Origin of the sequence: Bradyrhizobium sp. 26S5 (assembly GCF_036923295.1) — a bacterium.
In the GTDB taxonomy this organism is placed as follows: domain Bacteria; phylum Pseudomonadota; class Alphaproteobacteria; order Rhizobiales; family Xanthobacteraceae; genus Bradyrhizobium; species Bradyrhizobium septentrionale.
The window spans coordinates 2,669,498-2,686,910 of the sequence record NZ_CP145948.1; the positions used below are offsets into that span (position 1 = coordinate 2,669,498).

Below are 17,413 nucleotides of genomic sequence, written 5' to 3' on the forward strand. Positions count from 1 at the left end.
TGCCTTGCGGCCTCGAGAGCAGTTTCAGCGTTGCCGAAATCATCGAGGGATTACGATATGATCAACCGCAGAGACTTGATGTTAGGGGGACTCGCCGGGGCCGCGGCATTCGGCTTCGGGCGGGTCAATCCCGACTTTCTTGTGAATTCCGCCTTTGCCGCCGAAGGCAAGACACTGCGCTTTCTCGGCGCGGAAGCGCTGACCGGCAACTGGGACCCAACCACGCATACCAATCTCGGCCAGCTGATCGTCGAGGGCTTCGTGTTCGGCTATCTGACGCGGGCGCCGATGCGGCCGGAAAAGCCGGACGAGCTGATCTTCGAGCTGGCCGAATCGATGAAGCCCATCGACGCCTATACGATGGAAGTGAAGCTCAGGAAGGGCGTCAAATTTCATGATGGCACCCCGTTCACGGCCGCCGACGTCAAGGCGACCTATGAATATGGCTGCCAGCCCGATCGTCCGGCGCAGTGGTACCCCGGTCTCGTCACGGTCGATGTCGTCGACGACTACACTTGCCACATCAACACCAAAGCGCAGGGCTATCCGGCGACGCTCTACTACTATCTGTCGTCCTTCCTGCCGATCATGTCGGCCAAGGACGTTGCCAACAAGGCGCAGCTCTCGGCGCGCATGAACGGCACGGGCCCTTATAAATATGTCGAGCAGAAAGGCGACACCACCGTTCTCGCCGCCAACCCCGATTTCTTCCTCGGCGCACCGAGGATCCCGGGTGTCGAGTATCACTTCGTCGGCGACACCACGACGCGCACGCTGTCATTGTTGAACGGCGAAGCCGACATCATCGAGCGGCTCGAGCAGGAGCAGGTCGAGACCATTTCGAAGGATGCTCGTTTCAGCATCCACAAGGCGGTTTCGGTCGAGAACAAGTACCTGTTCTTCCGCTGCTCGAAGAAGCCGTTCGACGATCCGCGCATTCGCCTGGCCGCTTGCTACTCGATCGACCGCAAGCAGGTGCTCGATGTGCTCGGCGTCTCCGGCACCTATTCAAAGGCGCATATCTCGCCGGTCAAGTTCGGCTACGCCGAGGTGGCCGACTATCCAGAATTTGATCCGGACAAGGCGCAGAAGCTGCTTGCGCAGGCCGGGTTCCCCAAAGGCCAGGGCCTGCCCGAGCTCACCTATTATACGTCGGTCGGCTTCTATCCGAAGACGAAGGAATATGCCGAGTTGATTACCGGCATGCTCCAGGAGCAGGGGTTCAAGGTCAATCTCCAGACTCTCGAAGTCGCGGCGTGGGGCAACCTACTTTACGACAAGCCTGGCGGCGGTGAGGGCAACATGATCGACTGCGGCTGGTGCACCGGTTCGCCCGAGCCGGATCTCGTCCTGCGCACCCACTTCCACTCCTCCTCCAAGCGCATCACCGGCATCGTCGACAAGGACATCGACGCGGTGCTGGACAAGGAGCGCAACGCCACGACAATCGAGGAGCGCAAGAAGATACTGCAGACCGAGACGCTGCCGACCATCGCCAGGAAGGCACCGGCGCTCGCGCTGTTCACCTCGGTCTTCATCCATGCCTATAGCAAGAAGCTCGATGGTCTGTACATCTATCCGAACGGCATGCAGGACATGACCAAGGCCACACTGGCATGATGATTGCTGGGCAGGCCGGGCATGCCCGGCCTGCCGGTTCTTCCGGGTCGCAAACGCAGGCCGGACTGGTCGGGTCTGGTCCTCACGAATTGCAAGGTAGCTCTTCTCGATGTTGATCTTGGAATTCCTGGCCAAGCGGATCGCGCAGGGCATCCTGATCGTCTTCATCACCTCGCTGATCATCTTCACGCTGCTGCGCGTGGTGCCGGGCGATCCCGTGCGCCTGATCGTCGGCGGCATGGCGCCGGCCGACGTGGTCGAGAAGGTCGCGACCAAGATGGGGCTGCGCGACCCCATCATCGTGCAATATGGTCGCTACATGCGCGGGTTGCTCCAGGGTGACCTCGGGCAATCCTATTTGCGGCCGCGCAGCGGCATGATCGCGACCGGCGGGCAATATGTCGACCCGACCAAGTCGGACATGGCGCCGGTGATCGATCTCATCCTCGAACGCCTGCCGTTCACGCTGCAACTGGGCGGCATGGCGCTCGTGTTCGCACTGCTGCTGTCGTTCCCCATCGGCATCGCGGGCGGACTGCACCAGCATCGCTGGCAGAATGCGCTCGCGTTCGGGGTGCAGTCGCTATTCGTCTCGATTCCGAATTTCTGGCTCGCGATTGTTCTGATCCTGTTCCTGTCGGTGAAGCTGAAGCTGTTGCCGGCGCTCGGCTACCAGGGATTTTCCTATGTCATCCTGCCGGCCCTCGTGCTGGCGGTGGAGATCGCCCCCTTCATCATCCGTACGCTGACGACCTCGCTCGGCGAAGTGATGCAAGCGCCGTTCATCGATGAGGCGCGGGTGCGTGGCCTGTCTCGCCGCCGCATCGTCTATTCGCACGCCCTGCGCAACGCCGCGGTGCCGCTGGTCAACCTGCTCGGGATCCAGCTTTCGACGCTGATCGGCGGCGTTCTCGTGATCGAATACATCTTCGATTATCCGGGCCTCGGCAATCTGACCGTGGTCTCGGTCGTCGGGCGTGACTTTCCGGTCATCCAGGGCATCGCCATCACGACCAGCGCCGTCTTCGTCTTCATCAATATCATTGTGGATTTGGTCGCCTATATGATCGATCCCCGCGTGGAGATCTGATCATGACGGCCACCACGATCGTCGCTGAGGAGCCTGGCTTGCCGGCGGCCCGGATCCGTTCGGTCAACCGCCGCATCATGCTCGCGGCCTGGCGCATGCCGAGCTTCAGGATCGGCTTCTTCATCTTCATGGCGCTGCTGCTGGTCTCGGCGATCTATCCCGAGGTGTCCTCGATCAGTGCGACCAAGATGGTGGTGAAGGACAAGTTCATGTCGCCGGTCTTTCTCGGCGACAAATGGACCTGGGATCACCCGTTGGGCACGGACCAGCTCGGCCGCGACATGCTGATGCGTTGCCTGATCGGCCTGCGCTATTCGCTGCTGGTCGGCGTCGTCACGGTCCTGCTCATCTTCGTCATCGGCTGCGGTCTCGGCCTGTTCGCGGGCTTCAAGGGCAAATGGTGGGACACCATCATCATGCGGATCACGGACGCGCAATTGTCGATCCCGATGATCATCCTGGCGATCACCATTCTCGGCGTATCCCGGCCGACGGTGCCGACCATCATCATCGTGCTGGCGCTGTCCGGCTGGCCGCTCTACGCGCGCGTGGCGCGCAGCGCCGCGGTCACCGAGCGCGGCAAGGAATATGTCCGCGGCCTGCGCGTGCTCGGCGCCGGGGACTGGCGGATCCTGCTTCTGTTCGCCGCGCCGAACATCTTGCCGCCGATCGCATTCGTTGCCGTGCTCGACGTCGCCCGCATGATGATCTTCGAGGCGATCCTCGGCTTCCTGGGGCTCGGCATTCAACCGCCGACGCCGAGCTTCGGCAGCATCATCGCCGATTCCCGCAAATATCTGATCAATGCCTGGTGGATCGCGACCGCGCCGGGCGTGTTCCTGGCCGTCGCGCTGACCTCGATCAACCTGATGGGGTCGGCGCTCGAGAAGGCGCGCAACCGGATCTATGGAGGTCTCTGAGATGGAGCTCTCGCTCATTCTGGAGGTCGACGACCTCACGGTCGGCGCTGCGGCGCCGGGCGCCGCGCCGATCCTCGATCACATTTCCTTCCGCCTCAACACGTCGGAGATCTTCGGCATCTATGGTGAAAGCGGCGCCGGAAAGACCGTGCTCAGCCGCGCATTGGCGAACTGGCTGCCGGAAAGCCTGGAGTACCGCTCCGGACGGGTCACGTTTGCCGGCCATGACATTCTCGGCGCCGGGGCGCGCGAGGTGCGGATCGGCCGCGACATCGCCTATATCGGCTCCAAGCCGCAAAGCTCGCTCGATCCGACGGTGCCGGTCGGGACCCAGATCGCGGAGAAGCTGCACAGCGTCAGGCCGGAATGGAATCCGCGGGAATGCCGCGAGCGGGTCGTGCAGCTGCTCGGCGAGGTCCGGATTCCATCGCCGAAAGAGCGCTATTGGGATTACCCCGCGAAATTCTCCGGCGGCATGATGCAGCGCGCGATGATCGTGGATGCGATCTGCGCCGAGCCCGCCGTCCTGATCGCCGACAACATCACCCAGCCGCTCGATGTCACGATCGCGGCGCAGATCGTGGCGCTGCTCCACGACCTGTGCCTGCGCCACAGGATGGCGACGATCTACCTTTCGTCTTCCCTGCCGACGCTCGGCCAGTTCGGCGAGCGCACGGCCGTGCTCCATCAGGGCCGCTTCGTCGAGCAGCAGGGGTTCGCCGACCTGCTCGCCTCGCCGCAGACCGACTACACGCGCAAGGCCATTGCCAGCGTGCCGCGCATGTGGGCGACCGCGGAGGGCCCGCCGGCCCGCCGCAAGGCGCAGGATGAAGTGCCCCTGATGAAGGTGGAGCACGTTGTCCGGACTTATCGCGCGCGCAAGCGGGGGACGTTCAATACCTACAGCAACGTGCAGGCGGTGCGCGGCGTGACGCTCGACATCATGCCGCGCGAGAATTTCGGCATTGTCGGGGAGTCCGGCTGCGGCAAGTCGACCCTGACGCGCCTGTTGGCCTGGCTGGAGGTTCCCGACAACGGCAGCATTGTCCTCAACGGCACGTCGCTCGAGACGTTGTCGCCGCGCGAGCTGATCCGCGCGCGCGGCGAATTCCAGCTGCTGCTGCAGGATCCGTACAACGCGCTGCCGCCGCGCACCACCGTCGGCCGCATGATCGAGGAGAGCCTGCTGATCCGCGGCAATGTCGCCCGCGCGGACCTGCGCAACCGGGTCATCGCGGCGATGGCCGAGGTCGGTCTCGCCGCCGAGCTCTACGAGCAGCTCCCGAACGCGCTCTCCACCGGCGAGCGCCAGCGCATCTCGATCGCGCGCGCGCTGATCCTCGATCCCAAGCTTCTGATCCTCGACGAAACTTTGACCGCGCTGGATCAGCGCGAGCAGTCCAGGCTGATCGACCTGTTCTCGAAGCTGCAGGAGAAGAACGACCTCACCTACGTCTTCATCTCCCATGATCTCGCAATGGTGCGCAAGGTCTGCACCCGCATTGCCGTGATGTATCTCGGCGAGATGGTCGAGATCGCCGACAACCGCGAGCTGTTCTTCGATCCCCAGCATCCCTACACCAAGGCATTGCTCTCGGCGGCCCCCACGCTGGAGCAGAAACCGTTCAACCCCGCCGATTTCCTGCTGGAGGGCGAGCCGCCGAGCCCGATTGATATCCCGGCAGGATGCAGCTTTGCCTCGCGCTGCCCGAAGGCGTTCGGCCGCTGCCGGGTGGAGACGCCGAAGCTGGTCGAACACACGCCGGGGCGCTTCGCCGCCTGTCACCTTCTCGACAGCGGGCAGGCGCAGGCTGCGGCCTGAGCGCTCAGGGTCGCGGCTTGAACGGCCAGTCCATCCCGAAGGAGCGCATGTCTTCCAGCGCCTTGGTCACCTGCAGCACGCCGAGGTCGTCGAAGCGGTGTCCGATCACCTGGACGCCGATCGGCAGATGGCGGGAATCGAATGCCGTGCAGATGGTGGAGGCCGGCTGGCAGGTCTGGTTGAACATGGCGGTGAACAGCGTGTGCTCGAGCGGCATTTCGCGCGACACACCCGGCTCCTCGGCCGGGAAATTCACCACCGGCAGAGTCGGGGCGATGACATAGTCCCAGCCCTCGAAGGCCGCAAGCAGCGCCGCCTTCATCTTGCCGATCTGGCCCAGCGCCCGGTAGAGGTCGGCGCCCGAATGCTTCGCCCCGCCGAGACACCACGTACGAACATAGGGATTGATATCGCGTGCGGTGTCGCCATGCGACGGCAGCGACGTATATTCGAGATAGCCGCGCACCTGGAGGAACAGGTCGATCGGCGCATAGGCGTCGTCGGCGAGCGGCGAGGTGAACGGCTCGACGATCGCGCCCGCGCCGGTGAGCAGCTTTCCGGCTGCTTCGACTGCGCTGCGAACCGCCGCCTCCGCCTTCATGCCGAAGCCCATGTCGGTGAGGACGCCGATCTTCAGTCCCTTCACGTCGCGCTTCAGACGCTCGTGATAGCGCACGCCATCGGCGGGCAGGCTCCAGGTGTCGCGCTCGTCCTGCCGCGTCAGTACGGTCAGCAGGCGCGCGACATCGTCCACGCCGCGGCCCATCGGGCCCGCCATGCGCATGGTGTCGGCGGGCAAATGCGGCACACGGCCGTGGGTCGGCTTCAGTCCGACTAGTCCGCAATGGGCGGCCGGAAGGCGGACCGAGCCCGCGATATCCGTGCCGACGGAAACATAGCCGGCGCCGGCTGCCACGGAGGCGCCCGCGCCGGCCGACGAGCCGCCCGTATTCCACGCGAGTCCCCAGGGGTTGCGGGTGACGCCGTGCAGCGAACTGATGCCCGACGCCATCAGGCCGCAATCCGGCATCGTGGTCTTGGCAAAGATCACGGCGCCGGCCTCGCGGAGCGCAATCGCCGGCGGCGAGTCGTAGTTTGAGGGCGGCAGAGCGCGATTGGCGCCGATGCCGTGAAAATAGGGCCAGCCGATCATGGCCACGCTGTCCTTGACCGTCATGGGCACGCCGTCGAGCGGACCCAGCGCGGCTCCCGCCTTCCATCGCGCTTCCGAGCCTTGCGCGCTCGCCATGGCTTCGTCCGGACGGAAGCAGAACAGGGCATTGATCGCGGGATTGACCGCCTCGGCATGGCCGAGCACGGTTCGCAACACCTCCACCGGCGACAATGTGCGCGATGCGTATGCCTCCGTCAGCCCCGCAAGGTCCATCCCGATCAGTTCTGCAGCAGACATCTTGGCCTCTATAAGTGGCGTTCTGGATCAATGTCCGGATAGCCAAAGTCGCCCCCATCGGGGTAGTGCCGCTGCCCCAAGGGCATGATTTGGTGGAGCGCGAGGCATCCCTTTTGCATCTGTCTTGATCGAATTTGTCATCAAACCGGGAGGCCTGCGAAAAAGCGGGCCGAACGACACGCGCGAGAGATAGAAGTCGTCATGAACCAATCTGGAACGCAAGTCGCCACGGTCCGGAACTACATTGCCGGGCTCCCGGGATGGGGGACCGGCGATATCGTGATCGAGCCAGCCATTCCGATCCTCGCCTCGCCAAGCTGGCGCGGGGTCGACGGCTCTCCCTGGCGCGCCACCAGGAACGGAAGCGGCGAAAGCATCTTCATCAAGAGCATGGATGTTGACGCCAAGCTCTATATCGACGTTGCCTGCGCCTTCGAGGCGGCCCGGCGCGCATCCGATCTCGGCATCGGTCCCAAGGTGCTTGCCGCGGATCCGGACGCAGGACTTCTGGTCATGGAGGACCTCAACCGGGGCTGGCGGGTCGGCACGTTGGAGAGGATGCTGGAGCCGAAGATCGTCGACGCGGTTATCGCGGCGCGGCGTCTGTTCCAGACAGGTGCGCCATTGCCGCGGCGCATGGGAGTCTTCGACGAGATCGAGCATTTCTATGCAGCAGCGAAGGCCGCGAAGGCGCAACTACCCTCGGATGCGGAATGGCTGGTCAAGGAGCTGCGTTTTGCCGCCGACGCCTTCAGGAATCTCGACATCACGCCGGTGCCGATCCATGGCGATGGCAATGTCTCGAACATCCTGATCAGCGATACCGGCGAGGTTCGCCTGATCGATTGGGATCGCGCCACGACGGCCGACGCGCTGGAGGACCTCGGCAGCTTCCTTGTGGAAGCCTTCGCGCAGGAGCCGGAGGCGCGCGACGCCTTCAGCCGCAACACCGGCGGATTCGACGAGAGCGCATTCTGCCGCGCCCGCATCTACGGCGTGGCGGATGATTTGCGCTGGGGCCTGATCGGCGCCGTACTCGCCGCGAGATCGCCGCGCAACACGTTTGAGTTCTATAAGTTCGCCAGCTGGCGTTTCGTGCGTTGCCGCATGATGGTCCGGGAGCCGCGCTTTGGCGAGATGCTTCGGAGGATCGCATGACTGTCCGTAGGAAGATGGGCGAGGGGACGACAGTCCACGAGCGCAATGTCGAAGCGGCGATCGCCCGCGTGCCGCAATGGTACGGCAAGGAGGCCGCCTATACCCCGCTGGTCGGCGGCCTCATGAATCAGAACTGGCTGGTCGAGATATCCGGCGATGGACGGCGCTACTTCGTCAAGGTCCCCGGCGAGGGCTCAGAGATGTTCATCGATCGCGTGACTGCCAATGAGGCTGCGCGCAATGCCCACGCCATGGGCGTTGCGCCCGAAGTGATCTTTTTCGATGCCGCGGACGGGCTCGAGATCAGCGAATTCCTCGAAGGCTATCGCGCCTGCACCAATGCCGATTTCGGCAATGCCGCCATCCAGGCCGACGTTCTCGACCTTTATCGGCGTCTGCATGCCGGCCCGAAGCTCGGCCAGACCAAGACCATCTTCGACATGATCGAAGAACATATTGAGCAGGGCAGGGAGCTGGGAGCCCATTTCCCACAGGACATGCCCTGGCTGATGCATCGCTACAATCAGGCCAAGTCGGCGTTCCTGGCGTCGGGTCTCGATCTTGTGCCGTGCTTCAACGATCCGATGCCGGGTAATTTCCTGATCTCGGCGGAATCAGGCGCTCCCAAGCCGATGAAGCTGATCGACTACGAGTTCGCATCCAACAACGAACGCAGCTATGAGCTTGGCGTCCTCTTTGCCGAGATGTTCTTCGACGAGCAGCTGACGGAGGCTCTCATCGAGCAATATCTGGGCGAGGTGCGGCCGCAGATGGTCGCGCGCGTCATCCTCAACCGGGCGCTCGCCGACATGAAATGGGCGTCATGGGCGGTCGTGAACCGAAAGCTCAAGGACTGGGATTTCGACTATCAGAAGTACGGTGTCTGGAAATACATGCGCGCCCACGACGTGATGTACGATCCCCGCTGGGATGGCTGGTTGCGGCTCGTCTGAGCCGCGCGGCCGGATGGTTTCCGCAGCTATTGATTGAGGATCGCGAGCGCCTGCTCGAGCAGGCTGTCGTTCGCGGCCGCGATGATTCGTCCATCGGATTCCGGCGACAGCGGCCGCCCGTGCCAGTCGCGGACGATGCCGCCAGCGCCCTCGACCACCGGAATCAGCGCCATGAAGTCGAACGACTTGAGAGAGGTTTCGACGACGAGATCACAGTGGCCGGATGCAAGAAGGCCATATTGATAGCAGTCGCCGCCAAATCGGCGGAACATGGCCTTCTGGCTGAGCGCGTCGTAGCGGGCCCAGTCGCCCGGCGTGAAGAAGTCCGGCGATGACGTGTAGATCTGTGCATCTTCCAGTCGCGTGGTGCGGCTCACCCTTGCCAGCTTGCCGTTGAAGGTGGTGCCTTGCCGGGTGCCGTACCACCGCTCCGCCAGCGCGGGCATATCGATCATGCCGGCGGCGACCGAACCATCTCTCTCGTCGGCGAGCGCGACGAGCGTGCCGAACAGTGGCATGCCGGAGATAAAGCTCTTCGTTCCGTCGATCGGATCGAGATACCACGTGTAGCGATCCCCGGCCGTCGATCCCATCTCCTCGCCGAGGATGCCGTGATCGGGGAAGCGCGAGCCGATCAGCCGCCGCAGTTCCATCTCGATCGCACGATCGGCGATCGTGACCGGCGTCAGGTCCTGCTTGCGCTCGAAATCGACGCTGGAACGGAAGTGCGTCACGGCGATCCGGCCGGCCACGTCGGCAAGTTCGTTGAAGAACGAAGCGAGCTCGCTTGCAGATAATCTGTCCTGAATGTCGTCCAATGATCGCTCCGGGCGGGAGGCGCGCCGGCGTCGCGGGACGCACGACGCCTTGCCTTGGGATGGGGCGCTAAGCGGTCTCGTGGACCGGCTGCTTGTCGATCTCCCAATAGGGAGAGCCGAATCCGTTGCGCAGCGCCACTCGGGGAGGGCTCTTCGGCTGCGGCGCCGACACCGGCGTCTGGCGAACGTCGCGCGGCGCCACCTTGAAGTGCCGGCTGAAGCAGCGGGAGAAATGCGACACGTTCTTGAAGCCGACTTCGTAGGCGACCTCCGAGACGGTCCGTCGGCCCTTGGGGTCGGCGACCAGAATCTCGTACGCCCGCTGCAGCCGCCTGGTCTGGACGAACTGGCTGACCGTGGTCTCGTTGTCGTTGAACAGGCTGTAGAGATAGCTGAGCGAGATGCGGCTCGAAGCCGCGATCTTTTTCGGTGACAACGACTGGTCGCCGAGATGGCTCTCGATGAAGTCGACGATCCGGCGGCGCAGGTGATAGCGCGCGTTGCGAACATCGGTTGCCGCGCCGCGATCCTCCGATCCGATCGTCAACGCGACGAAGCTGACCATTTCGGTCGCGAGCGCCTGGGGGTTCGGCGGCGGCGAGGCGACGAACAACTCGGCCACGCTGCGGATCATGCCTGCGAGCAGGTGCGTCATCTGTTCGTTCGGCTTGAAACGCCGGCTGATGTGATCTTCAACCGAGACAAGCCGGCCGCGCAGCTCGGCGGCCGGAATGCGCAGCATCAGGAAGCGCGCGGTCTTGTCGGACGACAGTTCGTAGAAGGCGAGTTCGCTGAGCAGGACATATTCGCCGGGACGTGCGATCCCGATGCGGCTGTCTTGGCTGAATGCGACGCATCCGGTCAGGGGAAACACCAGCACATAGGCGGCATCGTGGATGCAGGCGACGCGCTCCCAGTTGCGGGCAAAGGCGTGGTCCGGCCCGATCAGCTCGAGATCGAGGCGCCCGATCCGGGTCGGCCAATCCTGCGTGGGACCGGGGCCTTTGTCGTTGCCAACATGAAGGCCGGTGTGTTCCTCGCAGGAAGCAACAGATGTCAGGCGTGCCATGGCTGGGCCTTTCTCAGGGTTGCGCAACGATGATCTCCGTTCCGGCCGCACGGAGAGCGGTTGCCAGAGCTCCCTCTGGTTGCCGATCGGTAACCAGACGATCGATATCGGTCCAATGTGCGAAGACGGTGAGCGCACGCTGGTCGAATTTGCTGTGATCGGCCACCAGGATGGCCTCTGCGGCGCGCTTGGCCATCGCGCCATAGATGGCGCCGGCCTCATCGTCGGCATCGTTCGCACCGCGCGCGCTGATGCCGGTCGCGCTCACGATGGCGCGGTTGGCCTCATAGCTGTTGATGTTCGCGATCGTCTGCGTGCCGAACACATAGCCTTCGGTGGGGTGATAGCGGCCGGGACAGCAGAGCACACGGATCGACGGATTGACCGCCAGCGCTGCCGCAATCGCATAATCATGGGTGATTACGGTGATATCGTGCGCGCGTGAGGCCAGCCGTCTCGCGATGTGAAACGTGGTCGCGCCGGCGCCGAGCATCAGCACCTCGTTCGGCAGGATGAGGTCGGCGATCACCGCGGCCATCGCCTCGCGCTCGGCGATCATGATCGCCTTGCGATCGGTCAGCGCCGGTTCAAGCGCGAAGGGACGGGACGCTCCGCCATAGGTACGGTTGATGAGCTTTTGCTCCTGAAGCTCCATCAGATCGCGACGTATGGTCTCGCCGGAGACGCCGAGCACGGCGGCGAGCTCGGAAGCCCGCAGCGTCGGCGCGGCGGTGAGCTGCGAGATGATGTGCTTGTGGCGCGCGAGCTTCGAGAGGCGGTCGCCGTCGGCCTTTCGTGGCCGCTTGTCGGCCGCAGCAGGGGCGTCACTCGTCATTCCGCTGTCTCTCCGGCTGCAAACCTCACCAGCGTCCGTCCCATGATCGTTCCCCAAGCGATGTTGTGAGTCCACACCAATTATGTGGAAAATTCCCCATTTTTTGGGCGCCGCGCTGCCTATGGACTTCGCATAGGAATCGCGGCGATCGCATAAGGCACTGAAACATATGGAGTATGCTTTTGGAATGCGGAGCGCATGCCTGACGTTCTGGTGTCTCTTGCCTGCAATCCGCTTTTCAATTGTGGGAATTCGCACATAGCTCCAAGGTCGCGGTGGAACGGCTGGGGCATGATCGCTGCAGGGACGGCTTTGGTCCGCGCAGGCCGCGGGCCAAAGGAAGGCAGGCGATGCAGCAGGAAAAAGAGATTCTGGCGTTGAACGCCTTCGATCAGAGCCGGGTGTCGTCAATGGACCCAGAGCTCGGCGAGGCGGTGCAACGGCGCCTGCGTTCGTTCGGAAAGGCCTCGGTCCTGTTCTATCAGGAGCCGATCCGGATGGCGCGCGCTGAAGGCGTCTATATGTTCGACGTCGATGGCCGGCGCTATCTCGACCTCTACAACAACGTCCCGTCGGTCGGGCATTCGCATCCGCGCGTTGTCGAAGCGATCAGCCGTCAGGCCGGCCTGCTCAGCACGCACACACGCTATCTCAACGACGTCGTCGATGGCTACGCGGAGCGTCTCCTGGCGACGTTTCCGCGCGGGATCGATCATCTGGTGCTGACTTGCACCGGCAGCGAGGCGAATGACCTTGCGCTGCGGGTCGCGAAAGTGGCAACCGGGCGGACGGGCTTCATCGTCACGGAGACCGCCTATCACGGCAACAGCGCAGCCGTGACCGATGTCTCGCCGTCCTCGCGTCCCGATCAGCCGCTGCCGCCCCACGTGCGGGCTGTTCCCGCACCGGAGATGTATCGCAATCCGGTCGGCGATCCTGGCCAGCGCTTTGCTGACAGCGTTGCCGCAGCGATCACCGATCTCGAGCGAAGCGGCTTCGGCTTTGCCGCGTTGCTGGTGGACACGATTTTTTCGAGCGACGGCATCTATCCCGACCCTGCCGGCTTCCTGGCACCCACCGTGAAGCTCGTCCACGAACGTCAGGGACTGTTCATCGCCGACGAGGTGCAGCCCGGCTTCGGACGAACCGGGGCGGCGATGTGGGGTTTCGCGCGCCATGGCGTCGTCCCCGACATCGTCACGATGGGTAAGCCCATGGGCAACGGCTTTCCGATGGGCGGCGTCGCCATGCGCGCCGCACTGCTCGATCGCTTCGCCTCGGAGGTGAAGTACTTCAACACCTTCGGCGGCAACCCGGTGGCCGCGGCCGCAGGCCTTGCCGTGCTCGACGTCATCGACGACGAGGGCCTGATGCAGAATGCGCGCGAGGCCGGCCGTCACCTGATGGATGGATTGCGCGAGATCGGCAATCGCCACATGAACATCGGAGACGTTCGTGGTGCCGGCCTGTTCATCGGGCTCGAGCTCGTGCGTGACCGCGACAGCAAGGAGCCCGCAGCGGAGCTCGCGGGCCTGCTGATCAACCGCCTTCGCCAGCGCGGCATCCTGATCGGTGCTGCCGGTCCGTTCGGCAGCACGCTCAAGATTCGTCCACCGCTGTGCTTCGGCAAGGACCACGCCGACATATTCATCACCGCCTGCGACGAGGAGTTGCGCGAGATCGCCGCGTCCTGAAGCGATCGCCGATAGCCCGCGATGCCACAGAAGCCGAAGATTTGAAGATCATGGATGCAAGAAGCGTAAGAACCGCCGCCGAGGCGAAGGCTCTTGTCGAGGAGCGGGGCCTGTCCCACGTCAAGCTCGGCATCGTCGATCTCGACGGCGTCATTCGCGGAAAATATCTCGCGCGCGACAAGTTCGTCGGCGCGCTGGAGGGCGGCTTCAGCTTCTGCGACATCGTGTTCGGCTGGGACTCCAGCGACCAGATGTACGACAATTGTGCGTTCACCGGCTGGCATACCGCCTTTCCCGACGCGACCGCGCGCATCGATCCTTCGACCTGCCGCAATGTGCCGACGGAAGAGAACATGCTGTTCTTCCTCGGGGAGTTCGAGGGCGCCGCGGCCGCGCTGTGTCCGCGCCGGCTGCTTCGCCGCGTCATTGATCGTGCCGAGGGTATGGGGTTCTCGCCGTCCGTGGCTGCGGAGTTCGAGTTCTTCGTGTTCGACGAGACGCCGCACAGCGTGCGCGAGAAGGGCTTTCGCGGCTTGAGGAATCTCACGCCGGGCTGGTTCGGCTATTCCATGCTGCGCGCCTCCGTCGAGTCCGAATTTCATCGCTCGCTGCTCAAGCTCTGCAACGAGATGGACATGCCGGTCGAAGGCCTGCACACGGAGACCGGACCCGGCGTGCTGGAGGCCGCGATCCAATACACCGATGCGCTTGCCGCCGCCGACCGCGCAGTGCTGTTCAAGACCTTCTCCAAGGTCTGGGCCGAGTGTCAGGGCAAGATGCTCACCTTCATGGCCAAATGGTCGAACGCCTATCCCGGACAATCCGGGCATCTGCATCTGTCGCTGCGCGACCGGGACGGCAATCCGGTATTTCACCAGAACGGCAGGCCCGGCGACATGTCCGACATCATGCGCTGGTTCGTCGGCGGCCAGCAGGCGCTGCTTCCGGAGCTGCTTGCGATGGTTGCCTCGACCGTGAACAGCTACTCGCGCCTGATCCCCGGCTTCTGGGCGCCGACCGATGCGACCTGGGGGATCGAGAACCGTACCTGCGCGTTGCGCGTGATTCCCGGCAAGCCGGCGAGCCAGCGCGTCGAGTACCGCGTCGCCGCCGCCGACATCAATCCGTATCTCGCAATCGCGGCTGCGCTCGGATCGGGCCTCTGGGGAATCGAGCACAGGATCGAACCGGACGAGCCGATCACCGGCAATGCCTATGAGCGCAAGCATCCGCCCGGGCGCGCGTTTCCGCGCACGCTGTCGGAGGCCGCCGACCGGCTGGTCGCCTCGCAGGCGGCCCGCAACCTGTTCGGCGACGTCTTCGTCGATCACTACGCGATGACGCGGCAGTGGGAGGAGCGCGAGTTCCGCAAGGCCATCACCGACTGGGAGCTCGCACGCTACTTCGAGATTATCTGAGACGGATCCTCCCTTTCGAAACGAGTGACATCACGTGAACGATATCGTCTGCATTTCGCCAGTCGACGGCAGCGACGTTGCCCGGCGGCCCGTCGCAACAGATGCCGAGATCGCAGCGGCTCTCGCGCAAGCGCGGAAGGCGCAGCAAGAATGGTCGCGAGTGCCGCTCACCGAGCGCAAGGCCATGATGCTCGCCTTCCTGCACGAGATGCGGGCGCAGAACGACGAGGTCGTTCCAGAGCTTGCGATGCAGATGGGCCGGCCGGTGCGCTATGGCGGCGAACTGCGCAGCCTGGAGGAGCGCGTCCGCGCACTGGTCGAGCTCAGCGACGAGGCGCTGGCGCCGATCGTGCCGACTGAGCGTCCCGGCTTCCGCCGCATGATCAAGCGCGTCCCCGCGGGCATCGTACTGGTGATCGCGCCCTGGAACTATCCCTATCTCACGGCGGCCAACACCATCGTGCCGGCGCTGCTGGCCGGCAACGCCGTGATCCTGAAGCATGCCGCGCAGACCCTGCTGGTCGGCGAGCGTTTCCAGGCGGCACTGGACCGGGTCGGCCTGCCCAAGGGATTGTTCAGGACGCTCACGCTCGACCATGCCGCGACCGGCGAGCTGATTTCATCGCGCTCGGTCGACCATGTGAACTTCACCGGCTCGGTCGCCGGCGGCCTGGCGGTCGAGCGGGCGGCGGCCGGGACATTCATAAGCCTTGGGCTGGAGCTCGGCGGCAAGGATCCGGCCTATGTGCGGCCGGACGCCGATTTCGATTTCGCGGTCGAGCAGCTCGTGGACGGCGCCTTCTACAATTCCGGCCAGTGCTGCTGCGGCATCGAGCGGATTTATGTGCATGAGCAGATCTATGACTCCTTTGTGGACGCCTTTGCGGGCCTGACCGCGCGCTACCAGCTCGGCAACCCGCTGTCGCAGGACACGACGCTCGGCCCCATGGCGGCGGCGCGCTTTGCCGATACCGTTCGCGCCCATATCGGCGAGGCCGTGGCAAAGGGCGCGCGGCCTCTGATCGATCCGGCCCGGTTCCCGGCGGACAAGATCGGTACGGCCTATCTGATGCCTCAGGTTCTGATCGGCGTCGATCACTCGATGCGGGTGATGATGGAGGAGAGCTTCGGGCCCGCGGTCGGCCTCATGAAGGTCTCCTCCGATCAGGAGGCGGTTGGCCTGATGAACGACAGCTCCTATGGTCTGACCGCATCGGTCTGGACCGAGGACGCCGCCGCAGCCGAACGCATCGGCGACGGCATCGCGACAGGCACCGTGTTCATGAACCGCTGCGATTATGTCGATCCGGCCCTGGCGTGGACCGGCGTCAAGGACACCGGACGTGGTGCCGGCATGTCGCGCCTCTGCTTCGAGGCGCTGACCCGCCCCAAATCATTCCACCTTCGCATCGAGCATTGAGAGCAGCACATGGATGTTCAGATCACCGGCGCCTGGAATTTCCCGACGCGCGTCGTCACCGGCGCGGGCCGCATTGCCGAGCTTCCGGAGGCGTGCCGGACCAACGGCCTCACCAGGCCGTTGCTGGTCACGGACCACGGGCTCGCCAAGACCGATCTCATCGTCGGCATTGTCAACCGCGTGCGCGAGGCGGGCATTCCGCTCGCCGTGTTTTCCGACGTGAAGGCCAATCCGACCGAAACGAACCTGAGGGCCGGCGTCGATGCCTTCAAGGCCGGCGGCCATGACGGCGTGATCGCGGTGGGCGGAGGTTCGGCGCTGGACGTCGGCAAATGCGTGGCGTTCATGGTGGCGCAGTCGCGGCCGGTCTGGGACTTCGAGGACATCGGCGACTGGTGGACGCGCGCCAACACCAAGGGCATCGCGCCGATCATTGCGGTGCCGACGACGGCAGGCACGGGGTCCGAGGTCGGCCGCGCCGGTGTGATCACCCGTGAAGATACTCATGAGAAGAAGATCATCTTCCATCCCATGATGATGCCGAGGATCGCAATCGAGGATCCCGAGCTCGCGGTCGGTCTCTCGCCGTTTCTCACCATGGCAACCGGCATGGATGCGCTCTCGCACTGCTTCGAGGCCTACTGCGTCAAGGCGTTTCACCCGCTCGCCGACGGCGTCGCGCTTGAGGGGATGAAGATCGTCGATACCTATCTGCCGCGCGCGGTCGAGAACGGTCGCGACCTCGAAGCTCGCGCCTACATGTTCGCCGCGGCCTCGATGGGAGCCACCGCGTTCCAGAAGGGGTTGGGAGCGATCCACTCCGTATCCCATCCGGTCGGCGCCCGATACGATACGCATCACGGGCTGACCAATGGTGTGGTCTTCCCTTACGTCCTTGTCTGCAACAAGGCTGCGATCGCCGACAAGATTCCGCACATTGCCCGCGCGCTCAACCTGCCGGGCCATGACTTCGACGCCGTGCTGTCCTGGCTGCTGGCCTTCCGCAAGAAGCTCGGCGTGCCGCATACGCTCGCCGAGCTCGGCGTGAAGGAGGTCGATGCCGGAACGATCGCGGCCGATGCCGTCAAGGATCCGACGGCGGGTGCCAATCCGCGGCTGTTGACCGAGATGGAGTTCAAGCAGCTGACGCTGGCCGCCATTCGAGGCGATCTTGGAAGCTGAACC

General features: G+C 64.2%; 14 protein-coding genes. 10 read left to right on the forward strand and 4 right to left on the reverse strand.

All coding sequences use genetic code 11. The features are described from left to right. Nucleotides 1–57: 57 nt before the first annotated feature. The 4 genes from V5279_RS12540 (at nucleotide 58) to V5279_RS12555 (ending at nucleotide 5,452) form a co-directional block, all read left to right on the forward strand. Complete coding sequence (locus V5279_RS12540) at nucleotides 58–1,620, forward strand: ABC transporter substrate-binding protein (protein WP_338697705.1); 1,563 nt, start codon at nucleotides 58–60, stop codon at nucleotides 1,618–1,620. Between the two features lie 109 nt (nucleotides 1,621–1,729). Beyond that, nucleotides 1,730–2,710: an ABC transporter permease gene (locus V5279_RS12545; protein WP_338697707.1), complete on the forward strand. Its 981-nt coding sequence runs from the start codon at nucleotides 1,730–1,732 to the stop codon at nucleotides 2,708–2,710. A 2-nt stretch (nucleotides 2,711–2,712) separates the two neighbouring features. Continuing rightward, entirely contained in the window at nucleotides 2,713–3,630 is a 918-nt protein-coding gene (locus V5279_RS12550) for an ABC transporter permease (RefSeq protein ID WP_338697710.1), read from the forward strand. Between the two features lies 1 nt (nucleotide 3,631). Beyond that, on the forward strand, nucleotides 3,632–5,452 hold the full coding sequence (locus tag V5279_RS12555) for an ABC transporter ATP-binding protein (protein ID WP_338697712.1): 1,821 nt from the start codon (nucleotides 3,632–3,634) through the stop codon (nucleotides 5,450–5,452). 4 nt (nucleotides 5,453–5,456) lie between these two features. Here V5279_RS12555 and V5279_RS12560 read toward each other — a convergent pair whose 3' ends face one another. Next, nucleotides 5,457–6,863, reverse strand: coding sequence for an amidase (locus tag V5279_RS12560; protein ID WP_338697714.1), 1,407 nt, complete (start codon nucleotides 6,861–6,863; stop codon nucleotides 5,457–5,459). A gap of 201 nt (nucleotides 6,864–7,064) precedes the next feature. Here V5279_RS12560 and V5279_RS12565 point away from each other — a divergent pair, with 201 nt between their 5' ends. Together V5279_RS12565 and V5279_RS12570 are read left to right on the forward strand one after the other, a co-directional pair. Next, nucleotides 7,065–8,021, forward strand: coding sequence for a phosphotransferase (locus V5279_RS12565; RefSeq protein ID WP_338697716.1), 957 nt, complete (start codon nucleotides 7,065–7,067; stop codon nucleotides 8,019–8,021). Continuing rightward, the gene (locus V5279_RS12570) at nucleotides 8,018–8,974 is read left to right on the forward strand and encodes a choline/ethanolamine kinase family protein (RefSeq protein ID WP_338697718.1); all 957 of its coding nucleotides are present in this window, start codon (nucleotides 8,018–8,020) and stop codon (nucleotides 8,972–8,974) included. Before V5279_RS12565 ends, V5279_RS12570 begins: the two co-directional genes overlap by 4 nt. A 26-nt stretch (nucleotides 8,975–9,000) precedes the next feature. On the opposite strand, the gene V5279_RS12575 is transcribed toward V5279_RS12570, so the two are convergent. From V5279_RS12575 to V5279_RS12585, 3 genes are all read right to left on the reverse strand, one after another. Then, on the reverse strand, nucleotides 9,001–9,792 hold the full coding sequence (locus V5279_RS12575; protein ID WP_338697720.1) for an inositol monophosphatase family protein: 792 nt from the start codon (nucleotides 9,790–9,792) through the stop codon (nucleotides 9,001–9,003). Between the two features lie 67 nt (nucleotides 9,793–9,859). Next, nucleotides 9,860–10,861: a helix-turn-helix domain-containing protein gene (locus V5279_RS12580; RefSeq protein ID WP_338697722.1), complete on the reverse strand. Its 1,002-nt coding sequence runs from the start codon at nucleotides 10,859–10,861 to the stop codon at nucleotides 9,860–9,862. A 13-nt stretch (nucleotides 10,862–10,874) separates the two neighbouring features. Next, nucleotides 10,875–11,696, reverse strand: a complete 822-nt coding sequence (locus V5279_RS12585) for a DeoR/GlpR family DNA-binding transcription regulator (RefSeq protein WP_338697724.1) — start codon at nucleotides 11,694–11,696, stop codon at nucleotides 10,875–10,877. A gap of 350 nt (nucleotides 11,697–12,046) precedes the next feature. On the opposite strand from V5279_RS12585, the gene V5279_RS12590 reads away from it, so the two are divergent. The 4 genes from V5279_RS12590 to V5279_RS12605 are packed head-to-tail and all read left to right on the forward strand — an operon-like array spanning nucleotide 12,047 to nucleotide 17,410. After that, a complete protein-coding gene (locus tag V5279_RS12590; RefSeq protein WP_338697727.1) occupies nucleotides 12,047–13,390 on the forward strand; it encodes an aspartate aminotransferase family protein in 1,344 nt (447 codons plus the stop codon). 50 nt (nucleotides 13,391–13,440) lie between these two features. Further along, the gene (locus V5279_RS12595; RefSeq protein ID WP_338697730.1) at nucleotides 13,441–14,808 is read left to right on the forward strand and encodes a glutamine synthetase; all 1,368 of its coding nucleotides are present in this window, start codon (nucleotides 13,441–13,443) and stop codon (nucleotides 14,806–14,808) included. Between the two features lie 34 nt (nucleotides 14,809–14,842). Then, the gene (locus V5279_RS12600) at nucleotides 14,843–16,228 is read left to right on the forward strand and encodes an aldehyde dehydrogenase family protein (RefSeq protein WP_338697732.1); all 1,386 of its coding nucleotides are present in this window, start codon (nucleotides 14,843–14,845) and stop codon (nucleotides 16,226–16,228) included. A 9-nt stretch (nucleotides 16,229–16,237) separates the two neighbouring features. Then, entirely contained in the window at nucleotides 16,238–17,410 is a 1,173-nt protein-coding gene (locus V5279_RS12605) for an iron-containing alcohol dehydrogenase (RefSeq protein WP_338697734.1), read from the forward strand. Nucleotides 17,411–17,413 lie beyond the last annotated feature (3 nt).

What these genes read in the sequence shown, in the direction of transcription:
- V5279_RS12540 (WP_338697705.1), top strand. Translation starts at nt 58, where the DNA reads ATGATCAACCGCAGAGACTTGATGTTAGGGGGACTCGCCGGGGCCGCG.
- V5279_RS12545 (WP_338697707.1), top strand. Translation starts at nt 1,730, where the DNA reads ATGTTGATCTTGGAATTCCTGGCCAAGCGGATCGCGCAGGGCATCCTG.
- V5279_RS12550 (WP_338697710.1), top strand. Translation starts at nt 2,713, where the DNA reads ATGACGGCCACCACGATCGTCGCTGAGGAGCCTGGCTTGCCGGCGGCC.
- V5279_RS12555 (WP_338697712.1), top strand. Translation starts at nt 3,632, where the DNA reads ATGGAGCTCTCGCTCATTCTGGAGGTCGACGACCTCACGGTCGGCGCT.
- V5279_RS12560 (WP_338697714.1), bottom strand. Translation starts at nt 6,863, where the DNA reads ATGTCTGCTGCAGAACTGATCGGGATGGACCTTGCGGGGCTGACGGAG.
- V5279_RS12565 (WP_338697716.1), top strand. Translation starts at nt 7,065, where the DNA reads ATGAACCAATCTGGAACGCAAGTCGCCACGGTCCGGAACTACATTGCC.
- V5279_RS12570 (WP_338697718.1), top strand. Translation starts at nt 8,018, where the DNA reads ATGACTGTCCGTAGGAAGATGGGCGAGGGGACGACAGTCCACGAGCGC.
- V5279_RS12580 (WP_338697722.1), bottom strand. Translation starts at nt 10,861, where the DNA reads ATGGCACGCCTGACATCTGTTGCTTCCTGCGAGGAACACACCGGCCTT.
- V5279_RS12585 (WP_338697724.1), bottom strand. Translation starts at nt 11,696, where the DNA reads ATGACGAGTGACGCCCCTGCTGCGGCCGACAAGCGGCCACGAAAGGCC.
- V5279_RS12590 (WP_338697727.1), top strand. Translation starts at nt 12,047, where the DNA reads ATGCAGCAGGAAAAAGAGATTCTGGCGTTGAACGCCTTCGATCAGAGC.
- V5279_RS12595 (WP_338697730.1), top strand. Translation starts at nt 13,441, where the DNA reads ATGGATGCAAGAAGCGTAAGAACCGCCGCCGAGGCGAAGGCTCTTGTC.
- V5279_RS12605 (WP_338697734.1), top strand. Translation starts at nt 16,238, where the DNA reads ATGGATGTTCAGATCACCGGCGCCTGGAATTTCCCGACGCGCGTCGTC.